Source organism: Bacteroides congonensis, assembly GCF_900130125.1.
GTDB lineage: Bacteria > Bacteroidota > Bacteroidia > Bacteroidales > Bacteroidaceae > Bacteroides > Bacteroides congonensis.
Window position 1 is genome coordinate 1683552 of sequence record NZ_FQXY01000011.1, and the last position, 16233, is coordinate 1699784.

At 44.9% G+C, this 16233-nt stretch carries 11 protein-coding genes; 1 reads left to right on the plus strand and 10 read right to left on the minus strand.

From position 1 onward, the window contains the following. Window positions 1-6 precede the first annotated feature (6 nt). The 7 genes from BQ7997_RS24115 to BQ7997_RS24145 form a co-directional block, all read right to left on the minus strand. The gene (locus BQ7997_RS24115) at window positions 7-2412 is read right to left on the minus strand and encodes a beta-L-arabinofuranosidase (protein ID WP_073348342.1); all 2406 of its coding nucleotides are present in this window, start codon (window positions 2410-2412) and stop codon (window positions 7-9) included. Window positions 2413-2525: 113 nt separating this feature from the next. Further along, entirely contained in the window at window positions 2526-4121 is a 1596-nt protein-coding gene (locus tag BQ7997_RS24120; RefSeq protein ID WP_073348343.1) for a xylulokinase, read from the minus strand. A 22-nt stretch (window positions 4122-4143) separates the two neighbouring features. Next, on the minus strand, window positions 4144-5673 hold the full coding sequence (araA, locus tag BQ7997_RS24125) for an L-arabinose isomerase (RefSeq protein WP_073348344.1): 1530 nt from the start codon (window positions 5671-5673) through the stop codon (window positions 4144-4146). A 47-nt stretch (window positions 5674-5720) separates the two neighbouring features. After that, window positions 5721-6404: an L-ribulose-5-phosphate 4-epimerase gene (locus tag BQ7997_RS24130; RefSeq protein WP_004297457.1), complete on the minus strand. Its 684-nt coding sequence runs from the start codon at window positions 6402-6404 to the stop codon at window positions 5721-5723. Window positions 6405-6409: 5 nt separating this feature from the next. After that, entirely contained in the window at window positions 6410-7087 is a 678-nt protein-coding gene (locus BQ7997_RS24135; RefSeq protein ID WP_044655514.1) for an NUDIX hydrolase, read from the minus strand. A 28-nt stretch (window positions 7088-7115) separates the two neighbouring features. After that, entirely contained in the window at window positions 7116-8810 is a 1695-nt protein-coding gene (locus BQ7997_RS24140; protein ID WP_073348345.1) for a sodium:solute symporter, read from the minus strand. A gap of 25 nt (window positions 8811-8835) precedes the next feature. Beyond that, window positions 8836-9975: an aldose epimerase family protein gene (locus tag BQ7997_RS24145; protein WP_073348346.1), complete on the minus strand. Its 1140-nt coding sequence runs from the start codon at window positions 9973-9975 to the stop codon at window positions 8836-8838. A 385-nt stretch (window positions 9976-10360) separates the two neighbouring features. On the opposite strand from BQ7997_RS24145, the gene BQ7997_RS24150 reads away from it, so the two are divergent. Then, window positions 10361-12343, plus strand: coding sequence for an alpha-L-arabinofuranosidase C-terminal domain-containing protein (locus BQ7997_RS24150; protein ID WP_073348543.1), 1983 nt, complete (start codon window positions 10361-10363; stop codon window positions 12341-12343). A 92-nt stretch (window positions 12344-12435) separates the two neighbouring features. Here BQ7997_RS24150 and galK read toward each other — a convergent pair whose 3' ends face one another. The 3 genes from galK to BQ7997_RS24165 are packed head-to-tail and all read right to left on the minus strand — an operon-like array spanning window position 12436 to window position 16117. Next, complete coding sequence (galK, locus tag BQ7997_RS24155) at window positions 12436-13590, minus strand: galactokinase (RefSeq protein ID WP_073348347.1); 1155 nt, start codon at window positions 13588-13590, stop codon at window positions 12436-12438. 37 nt (window positions 13591-13627) lie between these two features. Further along, window positions 13628-14968 carry an MFS transporter gene (locus tag BQ7997_RS24160; RefSeq protein WP_073348348.1) on the minus strand — a complete coding sequence of 447 codons (1341 nt, stop codon included), beginning with the start codon at window positions 14966-14968 and terminating at the stop codon, window positions 13628-13630. A 48-nt stretch (window positions 14969-15016) separates the two neighbouring features. Continuing rightward, entirely contained in the window at window positions 15017-16117 is a 1101-nt protein-coding gene (locus BQ7997_RS24165; RefSeq protein WP_073348349.1) for an aldose epimerase family protein, read from the minus strand. Window positions 16118-16233 lie beyond the last annotated feature (116 nt).

Genomic DNA, 16233 nt, shown 5'->3' on the forward strand with positions numbered 1-16233 from the left:
TTGCCTTTATTTGAGTAAGCGTATCTCGTAAATGGCGGGAGTCCACTCTGTGCCGTCAGGGCTGAAACGTATCGGATAACTGCCGGCTTTCAACTTCTGTGGCAGAAGCCAGGAGAGGGTAGTGAAACCGTCTTTATCTGCTTCGCTGATAGTCGGATTTACTGCCAGTTTCTCGTTATTCAGGAGAATGGTTACTTTATTACGCTCATCTTTGCGTACTGTAATCATAATCCGGCTTGCTTCTTCCTTTACTTTCAGATTATAACTGAACCAACCTTTGGCACGGCGGAAGTGACGGTCTTTGTTCGTTCCTGTTTCTGCCTGTTCGTATTGGATACCGTGGTCGGATTCCGGTTGTTGCTCACCGGGGAAAATCAAGTCGATAGTTTGATTGGCCAGTTCTGTCGCTCTTCTTTCGGCCATTGCCATTTCTTCCTGAATAGCTTTGAACTGTTCTTCACTTGCCTGGTGGAAGTAAACGGCATAGCGGGAATTGTGCAGGCGGAAGAATGGAACGAGTTCCAATGCTTTGCCTTGTGCCGGATAAACCTCTCCGTTGTAACTGAATGTCAACAGGTTTTCACTCTTCTTGTGGAGAGAGTTGCGAATTGAATTGGGATTTCCAATCAACATCGGTACTTCCTGCAAAGGAATTTGTTTGCCATGAGCGATATGTCCGCCACGACTATCATCGGCATATAAACCATCAAGATGTTCAGTGCTCGTGGATGCAGCAAGAACGATAGGGCCATACAAAAAAGCGTAATAGTCTTTCTTGTCAGGTATCTGCTCAAGACTGACTTCCATTGGCAGATTGAATGTAATGACATCTCCTTTTTTCCATTTGCGATGAATGGGTAGATAAACACTCACTCCCGGACGTATAACAAACTGACTTTTCTTTCCATTGATTGTTATTGCATAATCTTTGGAGTTTTTAGCCCATTCAGGAATACGTATCATCAATGTGAATTTCTTTTTAGGTGCTTCATCCATTCGTAAGGTTACTTTTCCATCATCAGGAAAACGGGTCTCTTGTGTCAAGGTAATGCCTTGCTCTTTCCAGGTCAGTTGTGAGGGGATGAAAAGATTGACGTAAAGCGTATCTTTCTGATGTGCATAGATAAATTCACCGTATTTGGTATGATTCTCCAAACCTGAACCGACACAGCACCACATGGATGTTTCCGGTTGTGAATAAACACGATAATGTCCGGGACGCATAGGAGTGAAGTAAACAAATCCGCCCTTATCCGGCTCTTGTGATGCCAGGATATGATTGTAAAGTGCGCGTTCGTAATAATTCACATAAGTTGGATCCGGTTCATTGGCATGATACGGATTTTGAGAGTTCTGATAAAGCATTTTGGTTAGCCGGAGCATATTATAGGTATTGCAAGTTTCCGGCCCTTGGACATCGTTCAGCATGGAAGTGAAATTATCTGCCGGATGGAAATGTTCGCGTACGCTATTTCCACCAATGCATACAGAACGGTGATTGACTACCGTATTCCAAAAGAAACGGGCGGCATGATCCCATTCAGCAGCATGATTCCAGTTTTTATCATCTTGTGACAGTTCGGCAACTCGTTTGTATCCGATAACTTTTGGTATCTGTGTGTTGGCGTGCATACCTGTCAATCGGTCTTCATCTTTGATAAGCGGGTCAAGGATTACTTCATGGGAGAATCGGCGTGCCAGTTCCAGATATTTCTTGTCTCCTGTGATTTTTGCTACATCGGCGAATGTTTCATTCAATCCGCCATGTTCGCTGCGAAGCATATCCTGTATTTGTTTATCGCTTAGTCCGGAAGTGATGTCAATCATCCAGTCTGTCAGGGAAATAAGCATTTGGCGTGCCAAATCACTGTTGGCGTAGATATATGCGTCCCGCAATCCGGCATAGGTCTTGTGTATATTGTAGAGAGGTACCCATTTGCCGTTAAGGTCGAAACCACCGGCACGGATATTTCCTGCTTTTATTTCTTTCCAAAGTTGGAGACTTCCCGGAGTTCCTCCGATAAATCCTGTGCCTACTGCTTGCTGTGCACGGTGAAGTTCACCCAGCATATAGTTGAGGCGATTGTAAACTGCGGTGTCTCCCGTAGCAGCATGCATCATGGAGAGTGCGGATAAATAATGTCCGCCGATATGTCCGTCCAATCCGGTATTCTCCCAGTTGGTGTAGCTTGGAGCTTTCGGTGTCAGTCCCGCTTCACGAAGAAAAGGAGCGAGCAGACGGTCGGGGTCGAGAGCTAGTATGTAATGTAAATCAGTCTGTTGGGCTTGTAAGAAAGGACTATCCAATAACTTTACATCCTGTAACGGGAAGTAAGACACTTGTGGAGCGTTTTGTGCTTTAGCCAGTGAAGCGGATAGGATGAGTGCAAGTATGAATGAGGTGGTTTTCATAATAATAGTCTCCCCTTATCCCTCTCCAAATGGAGAGGGGATGAGGATAGTTTATGTGAATACTTAAATATGGTTATTGAGAAAAGAGCAGAGAAAGCTGCCTGTGATGAAGCTTATTTAAATTTGACTGCTGCTTCTTCAATGGGCAATCCTGCCTTGTAGTTTTCGATGTATGTATTGAAACCGGCTACATCTTCGGGTGTGGGGGATACCTCGACACCGGCGTCACCGACAAATACACTTTCATCCAGAAAATCGGCAAGGGATTGTTTCTTTTCATTGTTCACGAGATAAGAACCTAGCAGGGCAATACCCCAGGCACCACCTTCACCGGCTGTTTCCATCACAGAAATGGGCGAATTGATAGCTGCTGCAAGTACTCTCTGACCTACTCCCTTTGTTCTGAATAATCCTCCGTGACCTGTAATTCTGTCGACTTTGACTTTTTCTTCGTTGAACAGGATGTCGTTGCCAATCTTGAGAACTCCTACTGAAGCGTATAAGTGAGTCCGCATGAAGTTTGCCAGGTTGAACTTGTCATTTGCCGAACGTACAAACAACGGTCTTCCTTCAGCAAGTCCTGTTACAGGTTCGCCTGAAATATAGTTGTACGAGAGAAGACCTCCGCAATCAGCGTCACCTGTGAGCGCAATATTATAGAGCTTGCCATATATTTCATCCATATTTACGGGGATGCCCAGAAGTTCCTGATATTCCTTGAACAGGTTGACCCATGCATTGAGGTCGGAAGTGCAGTTGTTACAATGTACCATGGCTACGGGACTTCCGTCAGGAGTGGTGACCATGTCAATCATCTCGTATGGTCGGGACAACTCTTTTTCCAATACAATCATGGAGAATGAGGAAGTACCTGCCGATACGTTTCCGGTACGCTGTTTCACCGCATTGGTTGCAACCATGCCGGTACCGGCATCTCCTTCCGGCGGACAAACCGGTATTCCTGCCTTCAAATGACCTGATACGTCGAGCTTTTTGCTTCCTTCCGGTGTGAGGACACCCGCATTTTCACCTGCCGATAATACTTTGGGCAGAATATCCAGCAATTTCCAGTTATATTCCTTCGGCGCAATCAGATTGTCGAATTTCGCCACCATTTCTGCAGAATAGTTGTTGGTAGTTGAATCTATGGGAAGCATACCCGATGCGTCGCCTATGCCCAATACCTTTTCACCTGTTATCTGCCAATGCACATAACCTGCAAGAGTTGTCAGGAAATCAATCTCCTTGACGTGAGCTTCATTGTTCAGAATAGCCTGATACAAGTGGGAAATGCTCCATCTTAGAGGGATGTTGTAGACAAACAATTCTGATAAGGCTGCTGCTGCCTGACCTGTATTGGTGTTTCTCCACGTGCGGAAGGGTACGAGGATTTCTTCTTTTTTGTTGAATGGCATATAGCCATGCATCATGGCGCTGACACCGATGGCTGCCAGGTTTTCGATTTCTATGCCATATGAGTTCTTTACGTTAGAGCGAAGGTCGGCATAGCAATCTTGCATTCCGTTCCATATGGCTTCAATGCTATACGTCCAAAGCCCGTCGACTAACTGGTTTTCCCAAGTGTGACTTCCTTGAGCAATGGGCTTGTTTTCCTGGTCAATCAAGACAGCTTTTATTCGTGTCGAACCGAGTTCGATACCAAGAATGGCTTTACCTGCCTCGATGGTTGATTTTGCATCTAATTTCATGTTGAAATTAATATTTTAAGGTTTAGCAAAGTGCTTTATTCAGCATATAATAAACTTCGTTCATACGGAGTTCTTTCTTGAAGCAGCTGATAGTCGTATCCTTGTTGATATGTACCATTTCGATACCGGCGATTTCAGCGTAATCTTCCCAGTATTCGGCTGTCAGGTCGTAAGAGAAGCAAGAGTGATGAGTACCACCTGCCAAAATCCATGCACCTGCACCTACTTCGAGGTCAGGCATCGGAATCCAAAGGGCGGAAGCAACCGGCAATTTAGGAAGCGGCTTCGGTTCGATACATTCTACATCGTTCACAATCAGACGGAAACGGTTACCCATATCTACCACAGTAGCAGTACAGCCTGTTCCTGTCTTTGAAGTGAATACAAGACGTGCTGTCTGGCTCTTGCGAATACCTATACCGAGGAAGTGTACTTCCAGGCGAGGTTTGTTGGCTGCGATAAGCGGACAGATTTCCAACATATGTGATTGAAGGATAGAGCTTCTTGCACCATCGAAGTTCAATGTATAGTCTTCCAGGAAGGAGCAGCCTTTGGGAAGTCCCTGGTTCATTACCCATACAGTGCGGTAAAGAGCAGCCGATTTCCAGTCGCCTTCAGCACCGAATCCGTAACCTTCTGCCATCAGGCGTTGGGAAGCCAATCCCGGAATCTGGTCGAAACCATTGTATTCTATGTCACCCAAATCGTCGAAGTTGGTTGTGAAACCTTTGGCGCCTTTCGCTTTCAGGATAGCACGCATGGCAAGTTCGGCTTTCGCGGCATTCCATACTTTCTGGTAAGCTTCTGTCGACTTGTCTTCCAAAGAAGCATCGTGGTCGTATTCCTTGAAATAAGTAGCTACCAATGCATCTACGTCAGCGTCTTTAATATCTTTGTGGTATTCCATCAGTTCGCTTACCGGACAGTAGTCTACGTGGTAACCCATGCGCTGTTCAGCTTCTACTTTGTCACCGTCGGTTACAGCTACATTATTCATCTGGTCGCCGAAACGGATGATAAGCATATCCTGTGAGTCTGCCCAACCTGCGCATACACGCATCCAAACGGCAATCTTATGCAGTGTATCTTCTTCTTTCCAGTAGCCTACCACCACTTTGCGACGGATACGCATACGGGTACAGATGTGTCCGAATTCACGGTCGCCATGAGCCGACTGGTTCAGGTTCATGAAGTCCATATCCATTGTATCCCAAGGAATTTCCTTGTTGAACTGGGTGTGCAGGTGCAGCAACGGTTTCTTCAACTGCTGCAAACCATGAATCCACATTTTAGCAGGAGAGAAAGTATGCATCCAAGTGATAACACCGATACATTTTTCATCATTATTGGCTGCTTTGAAAACAGCTTCCACTTCTTTGGAAGAATTGGCCGTTCCTTTATATACTACTTTAACAGGAAGTTTACCGGATTCATTCAGTCCGTTAACCATTTCATTAGAGTGTGCGTCTACTGCGATTACTGCGTCACCTCCGTACAAAAGCTGTGCTCCTGTTACGAACCATACTTCATATTGGTCAAATACGTTATTCATATCTTTACTTGTTTTACTATTATTAATCGTCTAAATTGAATTTCTTGTTATTGTCCGTAGTAAGCATTCGGACCATGCTTGCGACTGAAATGTTTCTCTATCAGCAGCGGGTTCATTGTTAAATTCGGATTGACGGCATAAGCGATGCTTGCCATCTTTGCCACCTGTTCCATTACTACAGCATTGTGTACTGCATCATGCGCATCCTTCCCCCAAGAGAAAGGACCGTGATTCTTCACCAGTACCCCCGGCGTATGTACAGGATTCAATCCTTCAAAACGTTTCACGATCACGTTTCCGGTTTCCAGTTCGTAGGCGCCTTTCACTTCCGCTTCCGTCATGTCTGCCGTGCAGGGGATGGCGTCATGGAAGTAATCCGCATGAGTGGTTCCGATATTCGGAATATCACATCCGGCTTGCGCCCAGGCTGTCGCATAGGTAGAATGAGTGTGTACCACTCCACCGATTTCCGGGAATGCTTTGTAGAGTACTACGTGAGTAGGAGTATCTGAGGATGGCTTCAGCCGTCCTTCGACGACTTTGCCATCCAGATCCACTACTACCATATCTTCCGCTTTCATATCATCATAGCTTACACCACTGGGCTTGATTACTACCAGTCCGCTTTCACGGTCGATGGCAGAAACATTTCCCCAGGTAAAGATGACTAATCCATGCTTTACCAATTCGAGATTGGCATGAAATACTTTTTCTTTCAGTTCTTCCAACATGCTGATTATAATTTAAATTTCGGGTCTTTGCGATAAACTTTGCTGTTAAACTTGTACAAGGCTGCACCGCGCTTGGAACCCAGTTTATCTATTTTGTCCGTCTTTTCTATATAGTCCATTCCGGCGACGCGCTTGCGGAAATTCCGCTTGTCCATCTCCTCACCGTAAATGGCTTCATATAAGCTTTGTAACTGGGACAAAGTGAAGAGCTTCGGCAATAAGTTGAAACCGATGGGTTCGGAAGATGCTTTCTGTTTCATCAACTCCCGTGCTTTTGTCACCATCTCGGGATGGTCGAAAATCAGTTGGGGGAGTTCATTGATATTTACCCAGTAAGCATTATGTTTCTTTACCAGTTTCCGGTCGTATTCATTGATGTTGATGAGTGCATAGTATGCAACGGAGATTACCCGTTCCCCCGGGTCGCGGTCGACCGCCCCGAAGGTGCCCACTTGTTCCATATATACATTCTCCAGTCCGGTAAGCTCCGCTAATACGCGCTTGGCAGCATCGTCCACGCTTTCATCGTTTTGCACGAATCCGCCCATCAGTGACCATTCGCCCATTGCCGGTTCGAAGTTTCTTTTCAGTAATAACAAGTTCAATTCGCCCTCGCTAAAACCGAAGATGATACAGTCGATACCAAGATAAAAGGTAGGGTTCGAGCTATAATAGTTATTCATTGTTTTGTTAATATGAGTTTTTATTTAGTTACCAGAAATACCAATAGAATGCACCTGTGATAGCCAGAATAATAACTGTATGGATAATATCCCAGTGATTCCAGCTTGCACGTGTAGCTGCTTTTTGTTCTTTGCTAGCCGTACCGAACACCAGTCCCTGGATTTTTTCGGCTGTCGGAGCTTCTGTTGCCAAGCTGACTACGATTACTACGATGATACAGAACAGGAACATCCATCCGCAGAAGAACAGCCAGTTCATATCATAGAACAGATATTTGAATGTAGAATCTGCCATTTCACCTGCATTGCTGTAATATACTTTAGCACCCAGACGGGTCAAACCGATAACCATACCGGAAATCAATCCCCACATACCACCTTGGGCGGAAGTACGTTTCCAGCAGATACCCAGTAAGAAAGCAGCGGCAATACCCGGAGCCAATACAGACTGAACATCTTGCAAATAGGTATAAAGCACGTCACCTACGCTACGCATGATAGGAATCCAGAGAATACCTAAAATAACGATTACCACTGTTGCAATCTGGCCGATACCTACCAGTTTCTTTTCCGGAGTCTCCGGTTTGAAACGTTTGTAGAAGTCGATAGTGAACAACATGGCAGATGAGTTGAACAAAGAAGCCAAAGAACTCATCAATGCAGCAAGAATACCACATACTACCAAACCTTTCACACCGGCAGGAAGCAATTTAGCCACTAATGTCGGGAAAGCGGCATCGGCATTGGCATTACCGTTAGCCAGCATCGGAAGGAAACCTTCACCACCGGCACCGATATATTTCTGATGCAAGGCAAATGCAATCATGCCCGGAATCAGGAACAGGAACACAGGCAACAGTTTCAGGTAAGCACCGAAGATAGTACCACGGCGGGCTTCCTTCTCGTTTTTTCCGGAAAGTACACGTTGTACGATAAACTGGTCAGTACACCAGTACCAGAAACCGATGATGGCAGAACCGATCAAGGCACCCAGCCAGGGGAAGTTCGCATCATCATTGCTACGAATCAGGTTCGTCATTGTATCGCCATAATCATTAACGGTTACAGCACCACACACTTTCATCATTTCGTCCCATCCGCCCAGTTCTTTGAAACCAAGCACAAGGATAATCAATGAACCCAACAGAAGGATGGGGGTCTGAAGTACGGAAGTATACAATACAGATTTCATACCACCGAAAATTGTATAAAGTGCAGTCAGGAGAACCAGACCGATTGCCGCAATCCAGAAGAAGTCGATTCCCCAAAGTTCTTTGATGCCGAATACCTGCTGGAATACCAAGCCGCCGGCATATACGGTCACAGCTACTTTAGTCAATACATAACTTACCAGAGAGATAACTGACAGTATCGTGCGTGATTGAGGATTATAACGGCGTTCAAGGAATTCGGGCATTGTATATACCATGCTTCGTGTGTAGAACGGCACGAACACCCATCCGAGAATCAAAATCATCCATCCCTGAATTTCCCAGTGTGCCATAGCCATACCACTGGAAGCTCCGGCTCCTGCGAGTCCTATCAAGTGTTCCGAACCGATGTTCGACGCGAAGATAGAGGCACCTATCGCAAGCCATGTCGCGTCACGTCCGCCTAAGAAATAATCTGCCGAATCATTTTGTTTTTGTCTGACTACCCAAACAATAATACCGATTAGAGCCAGAAAGAAGACTCCAATTACTACCCAATCTAATGCTTCCACAATAAATATGATTTATAAGTTAATATTATTTCTCTGCTGAGAATTTGAAAATACATTCGCTGTTGTATGTTTGTCCCGGTTCCAGAACCACTGAAGGCCAGTCTGCCTTGTTCGGGCTGTCAGGATAGTGTTGTGTTTCCAGGCAAACGGAAGCACGTTGGTTGTAAACGATTCCTTTCTTGCCGGTTACGGTTCCATCGAGGAAGTTACCTGTGTAAACCTGGATACCCGGTTCGTTGGTATATACTTCGAGGGTAATGCCACTTTCAGGAGAAGTCAGTCTGGCAGCTACCTGCGAAATGTCCCCCTTTGTATTCAGTACCCAGTTATGGTCGTATCCGTTTCCGTTCTTCAACTGAACGAAATCGTAGTTGTTGATTTCCTGTCCTACTGCTTTTGGAGTAGTGAAGTCCATCGGCGTGTCTTTTACCGGAGCTATTTCGCCTGTTGTCATAAAGGTGCTGTCCACCGGAGTATAGTAGTCTGCGTTTACATACATAATATGATCGGTTGAAGCTTTCGACGGATTACCGGCCAGATTGAAATAAGAATGGTTGGTCATGTTGATAATCGTCTTTTTATCAGTAGTAGCGCTATATTTGATGTCGATAGCGTTGTCTTCAGTCAGTTGGTAAGTCACTTTTGCAGTCACGTTGCCCGGAAAGTTTTCGTCACCGTCGGGTGAGATACGGGTCAGTTCCAGTGTCATCGGGTCAACGGGATTTGCTTCGTAAACCTGATATTGCCAGCCTTTCGGACCGCCGTGCAGACAGTGACCGAAGTTGTTCTGTGGCAATTGGATTGTGTCGCCATCCAGAACAAAGCGTCCCTGATTGATACGGTTCGCATAACGTCCGATAGAAGCACCAAAGTCACTCGGCACATTGATATAATCAGCGATGCTGTCAAAACCTAAAACTACATCCTGCATCTTTCCGTTTTTGTCCGGCACCATGATAGACACGATACGTCCTCCGAAGTTAGTGATGCATACTTCCATGCCTGCCTTATTCTTTAATGTATAAAGATTCGTTCGGGCATTGTTCACTTCTGTTTGAAAATTTACCGGGTCAAGACCGGATAAAGTCAGCTCGGAAGCCGGCTTGTTATTGCACGCAGCTAGCATTAGCGCGGCAATTCCTGCAAGTAGAAAATGTTTTTTCATGGTTTTATTTTTAATGTAAATGAGATGCTTACTTTAATTTGGGTGTAAAAGTAACACTTTAGTTTGGTGTATCAAATACACTCTTGTATGTTATGCAGCATAAAAGGTACTTTTTAATTATACCTTATTATATATAAAGTATTGATTCGTCGTTCGTATGGATAAATAGTAAGGATGAAATAGGTGTCTTTATGCCTTGGTTCGTACTATAATAATGGACGATGAATGGAAAATTGTGCAAATGAATGGAAATTGGTCCTTTTTGACCGAAAAATGCCTATTAATGGTAAGATTGGGCAAAGAGGAAATTAAGAATCTGATTATCTTTGCAGGACACGATTGGGAGAATGAAACGGAAACTATATATAAATTTTTAATTAAAACCATGAGAAGATACACAGAAATCTTGGCTGCATTAGCCTTATCCGCCGGAATGGCACTTCATGCGCAAACCAATGAAATGGTGATACAAACCAAGAAGTTGGGAGCAGAAATTCAACCTACCATGTACGGACTCTTTTTTGAGGATATCAACTATGCTGCGGACGGTGGGCTCTATGCCGAACTGATCAAGAACCGTTCATTCGAGTTTCCCCAACACTTGATGGGTTGGAATACCTACGGAAAAGTGTCATTGATGGACGACGGCCCTTTCGAACGCAACCCTCATTATGTACGTCTTTCCGCCCCGGGACACGCACATAAGCATACCGGACTTGATAACGAAGGTTTTTTCGGTATCGGCGTCAAGAAGGGGGAGGAATACCGTTTCTCCGTTTGGGCACGTCTGCCACAGGGAAGTACGAAAGAAACATTGCGGATTGAACTCGTAGATACCAAATCAATGGGCGAACGCCAGGCTTTTGCCACACAGAATCTTACCATTGACTCAAAAGAATGGAAAAAATATCAGGTTATACTGAAACCGGAAGTGACCAATCCCAAATCTACGCTTCGCATTTTCCTTACTTCCAAAGGAACCGTAGATCTGGAACACATTTCTCTTTTCCCGGTAGATACTTGGAAAGGACATGAAAACGGACTTCGCAAAGACCTTGCACAGGCTTTGGCGGATATTCATCCGGGAGTCTTCCGTTTTCCCGGCGGCTGTATTGTGGAAGGTACGGAACAGGGTGATCGTTATGACTGGAAGAAAACGGTAGGGGCTGTAGAAAATCGTCCTTTGAATTTAAATCGTTGGCAATATACGTTTACGCATCGTTTTTATCCGGATTATTATCAAAGTTATGGACTGGGATTCTATGAATATTTCTTGTTATCCGAAGAAATAGGAGCGGAACCTCTTCCTATTTTGAATTGTGGACTTGTTTGTCAGTACCAGAATAATGATCCGAAGGCGCATGTGGCTGTTTGCGACTTAAATCCTTATATACAAGACGCTCTTGATTTGATAGAGTTTGCCAATGGTGATGTAAATACGACTTGGGGAAAAGTGCGTGCCGATATGGGACACCCGGATCCATTCAATCTGAAATTTATTGGTATCGGTAACGAGCAGTGGGGAAAAGAATATCCCGAACGTCTCGAACCGTTTATCAAAGCCATCCGCAAGGTGTATCCCAAGATAAAAATTGTAGGCAGTTCCGGCCCTAATTCCGAAGGTAAGGAATTCGATTACCTGTGGCCCGAAATGAAACGTCTGAAAGCCGACCTAGTGGACGAACACTTCTATCGTCCCGAAAGCTGGTTCTTAGCCCAAGGCGCACGTTATGACAACTACGACCGTAAAGGTCCGAAAGTCTTTGCCGGTGAATATGCCTGCCACGGAAAAGGAAAGAAATGGAACCATTTCAATGCCGCCTTGCTCGAAGCTGCTTTCATGACCGGACTGGAACGTAACGCTGACATTGTCCATATGGCTACTTATGCTCCGCTTTTCGCCCATGTGGAAGGCTGGCAGTGGCGTCCGGACATGATTTGGTTTGATAACCTGAATTCCGTACGTACCGTAAGTTACTATGTGCAGCAACTGTATGCACAGAACAAAGGGACGAATGTACTTCCGCTTACAATGGACAAGCAAAATGTGACAGGTACCGAAGGACAGAACGGACTCTTTGCCAGTGCCGTATATGATAAGGATAAGAATGAACTGATTGTAAAGGTTGCCAACACTTCGAATACTGCCCAATCTATTTCGTTGAACTTCGCAGGATTGAAGAAACAAGACGTATTATCGAATGGCCGTTGTATCAAGCTTCGCTCACTTGATTTGGACAAAGATAATACGCTTGAACAACCTTTTGCCATCACTCCGCAGGAAACTTCAATATCTATTGAAGGACATGTGTTTATAACCGAATTAGAACCGAATACATTTGCGGTTTATAAATTTACGAAGAAATGATATATTAGATAATTGGCTTTGTTAATAGAGAAGAAGGGCGGCTACCGTGATGGGAAGCCGCCCTTCTTAGTTATTTAATATTGAATAATCTCTTATTCCAATCTACGAGAACCGTCGCCGATTACTACATCATATACTTTCGGGCTTCTGCCGAATTTAGCTTTGAAAGCTTCTTTTGTCTTTTCAACGAAGTTGTCATACAATTCGTCTTTAACAAGGTTGATAGTACAACCACCGAAGCCACCACCCATAACGCGTGAACCGGTCACACCGTATTCTTTAGCGCAATCATTCAGAAAGTCGAGTTCTTCGCAGCTTACTTCGTACAGCTTGCTCATGCCGTGGTGAGTTTCATACATCTTCTGGCCTACAGTCTCGTAATCATCTTTTTCCAAAGCGTCGCAAACATCGAGTACGCGTTGGATTTCTTCGATTACGTATTCTGCACGCATATAATCTTCGTCACTAATGTCAGCTTTTGCCTCTTTCAGCATTTCCATTGTACAGTCGCGCAGGAATTCTACGTGCGGATGATTCTTTTGGATAGCGGCAACAGCAGCTTCGCAGCTTTGGCGACGCTTGTTGTAAGCGGAAGAAGCCAATTCGTGTTTCACCACTGAATCCATCAAAACCAGACGATAACCTTCCGGATGGAACGGGAAATACTGATATTCCAGTGAACGGCAATCCAAACGAATCAAGCTGCCTGCTTTACCAAATACGGAAGCAAACTGGTCCATGATACCGCAGTTCACGCCACAGTAATTATGTTCTGTTGCCTGACCAACTTTCGCCAATTCAAATTTATCTATTTTGTTTTCACCGAACAGTTCGTTCAATGCGAAAGCGTACGTACTTTCCAAGGCTGCAGAAGAAGACATACCTGCACCCAGAGGCACATCACCCGCGAAAGCAGTATTGAATCCCTTTACGTCAACGCCACGTTTGATCATTTCACGGCATACACCGAAAATATATCTTGCCCAGCTGGCGCGTGGAGCATCTTCTTCGTTCAAACCAAATTCCACATAATCCTTCAAGTCGATAGAGTAAGCTCTTACCTTGTCAGTACCGTTCGGTTTGATTTCAGCAATCATACCTTTGTCTACTGCTCCGGGGAAAACGAATCCACCGTTGTAATCTGTATGTTCGCCGATCAAGTTGATACGGCCTGGTGAAGCATATAAGAATCCGGTAGTTCCGTCAAAATGCTTAATGAATCGACTTCTTACGTATTCTGTATCCATGATATTAATAGTTTAAAGGTGAATAAATTATATATGATTATTCCACAGGAATATCCTTATTGACATTTTTGCAACCTACCAGGCCGTAGAACAGCAGATAAGCGAGGGCAACGATAATCAGCCAGTAGCTAGCCATGTAACCGACAGCATCTGAGATACCTTGTTGGATCAATGGCAATACACCGCCACCGACAACCATCATCATGAAGATACCGGAAGCCTGTGCAGTATATTTTCCCAAGCCTTCTACAGCAAGGTTGAAGATACCACCCCACATTACAGAAGTACAGAGACCGCAAAGAACGAGGAACAATGCGCTGACAGGAACCTGAGCCATCATGAAACCTTCGCCTACCGAATAACCCGGCATGGACACTGTTACGTCTTTCGGAGTGAAAATAGCGATCAAAACAAAGATGATAGCAGTAACCGATACGACAATCAACTGCGTGCGGCTTGAAACCTTACCGCTGATAGCGCTACTTGCAGTACGTCCGACAAGCATTAACAGCCAGTAGATAGCAGCAATTGCACCACCGATAGCTGCTCCGTTCATCAATATACCGGCACCTTTGTCGCTTGGGTCGGCAAGGTAGAAGTTCAATGTACCCGGAATACCGATTTCGATACCTACATAAATAAAGATACCGATTACACCCAATACCGTGTGGCGGAAGCTCCAGGGGCTATGAGAGAATTTCTCTTTAGCAGCTCCGGCTTTCTGAAGATGAGGTTCGGGAATTGCGACAAATGAAATAATGATGAATGCAGCTACGAATACTCCCATTGCAACGAAAAGGAGAGGAGCTACGTCGGACATGGCTGTCTTGTCAGTTACTGTACCGATCAAAGCACCTACGAAGAGCGGAGTCAGCGTTCCGGACAAAGAGTTAAGCGCACCACCCGTCTGGATCAATTGGTTACCCTTGTTACCACCGCCACCGAGAAGGTTAAGCATCGGGTTTACAACAGTGTTCAGCATACATACGCAGAAACCGCAGACGAATGCACCGAGCAGATAGATGATGAAGTTCAGCTTGATGGCATATTCACCGAAAGCGAAAACGTCGGTGCCTGCGCCTATCACACTGGAAAGATACTGGATAAACAGTCCGACAACACCTACTGCCATTGCAATAAGAGCTGTCTTCTTATATCCGATTTTGACAAGCATGTTACCGGCGGGAATACCCATAAACAGATAAGCCAGGAAGTTCATCATATTTCCCATCATACCTAATGTGCTCGAGCCTGCGTATTCATTTTTCCAAATGGTACCGAAAGGCGCGGCCAGGTTTGTCACGAAAGAGATCATCGCAAATAAGAAGAACATTGTAATAATCGCGATGAGATTACCGTTCTTTTTTCCTTGATTCATGGTTCAAAAAAAATGTTAGTTTATAAAATTAGGTTAGTTGTTTTTTGATTATTCTTCTTCTACCGTAAATTTGTAGACAGTGATTTGCTGATATTCATCACCCGGCAGCAAAGTAGCCGATGGGAAATGAGGTTTGTTCGGAGTATCCGGGAAACACTGTGCTTCGAAGCAGATGGCGCTTCTTGCAGGGAATGTGGCACCGTGTGCACCTTCGAATCCGTTGAGCCAGTTGCCGGTATAAAGTTGTACGCCCGCTTCGGTTGTGTACACTTCCATGATACGTCCGCTTTCCGGGTCTTTGCAAGTGGCAGCCAGGTCGAGTGAGCCGCTTTCAATCTTGTTCAGTACATAACAGTGGTCATATCCTGCGCCAAATACCAGTTGCTGGAATTTGTCGTCGATACGTTCGCCTACGGTATGCGGAGTACGGAAATCCATCGGAGTGCCTTCTACTTTGGCAATTTCTCCCGTTGGGATGGAAACTTCGTCGATTGGCGTATAGAAATCAGCGTTGATAGTGACAATGTGATTGTTGACAGTAGGAGTAGGGGTGGCGATGCCGGCGAGATTGAAGAAACCGTGGTTAGTCAGATTTACCACTGTGGCTTTGTCGGTTGTAGCACGATATTCGATAGTCAGTGCGTTTACTTCGTTTTCCAACCGATAGGTCATTTCTACTTCGAGATTACCGGGGAAACCTTCCTCTCCGTCTTCAGAAACATAGTTGAATTGTACCGTACTCTCGTCAATCTGGATAGCATCCCAAACGCGGGCATGGAAACCAGTGGGACCGCCATGCAGGGAGTTAGGCCCGTTGTTGATGGTGAGTTCGTGCTCTTCGCCGAATAGAGTGAATTTACCCTTGGCGATACGGTTGCCATAGCGTCCGATAGTCGTACTCAGGAAAGGTTCCGGGCTGTTGACTACATGGTCGATACTGTCGTGTCCGAGAATCACATTAGCATACTTACCGTTTTTGTCCGGTACCATAATAGAAAGAATGGCGCATCCGTAATTGGTTACAGCTACTTCCATTCCCTTTGTGTTTTTGAGGATAAATAAATCTGTTTTCTTATCGTTTATCTCCTTTTGAAAATCTTCACGGCTGAGCCCTGAAAGATTCCCTTCTGTTGGGAATGTGTTATTCATGTCTGGTATTATTAAAATTTCCTGCAAATAAAAGGAAATTCTTTCTTACTCACAAATTATTCCGACTAAATATAAGAGGTGGTTTAGGAAAGTTTAGCTTTCTTACTTTATGTTCC

Coding starts and splice junctions, on each gene's coding strand:
- BQ7997_RS24120 (WP_073348343.1), bottom strand. CDS start 4,121: ATGAAATTAGATGCAAAATCAACCATCGAGGCAGGTAAAGCCATTCTT.
- araA (WP_073348344.1), bottom strand. CDS start 5,673: ATGAATAACGTATTTGACCAATATGAAGTATGGTTCGTAACAGGAGCA.
- BQ7997_RS24145 (WP_073348346.1), bottom strand. CDS start 9,975: ATGAAAAAACATTTTCTACTTGCAGGAATTGCCGCGCTAATGCTAGCT.
- BQ7997_RS24165 (WP_073348349.1), bottom strand. CDS start 16,117: ATGAATAACACATTCCCAACAGAAGGGAATCTTTCAGGGCTCAGCCGT.
- BQ7997_RS24150 (WP_073348543.1), top strand. CDS start 10,361: ATGAGAAGATACACAGAAATCTTGGCTGCATTAGCCTTATCCGCCGGA.
- galK (WP_073348347.1), bottom strand. CDS start 13,590: ATGGATACAGAATACGTAAGAAGTCGATTCATTAAGCATTTTGACGGA.
- BQ7997_RS24160 (WP_073348348.1), bottom strand. CDS start 14,968: ATGAATCAAGGAAAAAAGAACGGTAATCTCATCGCGATTATTACAATG.
- BQ7997_RS24130 (WP_004297457.1), bottom strand. CDS start 6,404: ATGTTGGAAGAACTGAAAGAAAAAGTATTTCATGCCAATCTCGAATTG.
- BQ7997_RS24115 (WP_073348342.1), bottom strand. CDS start 2,412: ATGAAAACCACCTCATTCATACTTGCACTCATCCTATCCGCTTCACTG.
- BQ7997_RS24135 (WP_044655514.1), bottom strand. CDS start 7,087: ATGAATAACTATTATAGCTCGAACCCTACCTTTTATCTTGGTATCGAC.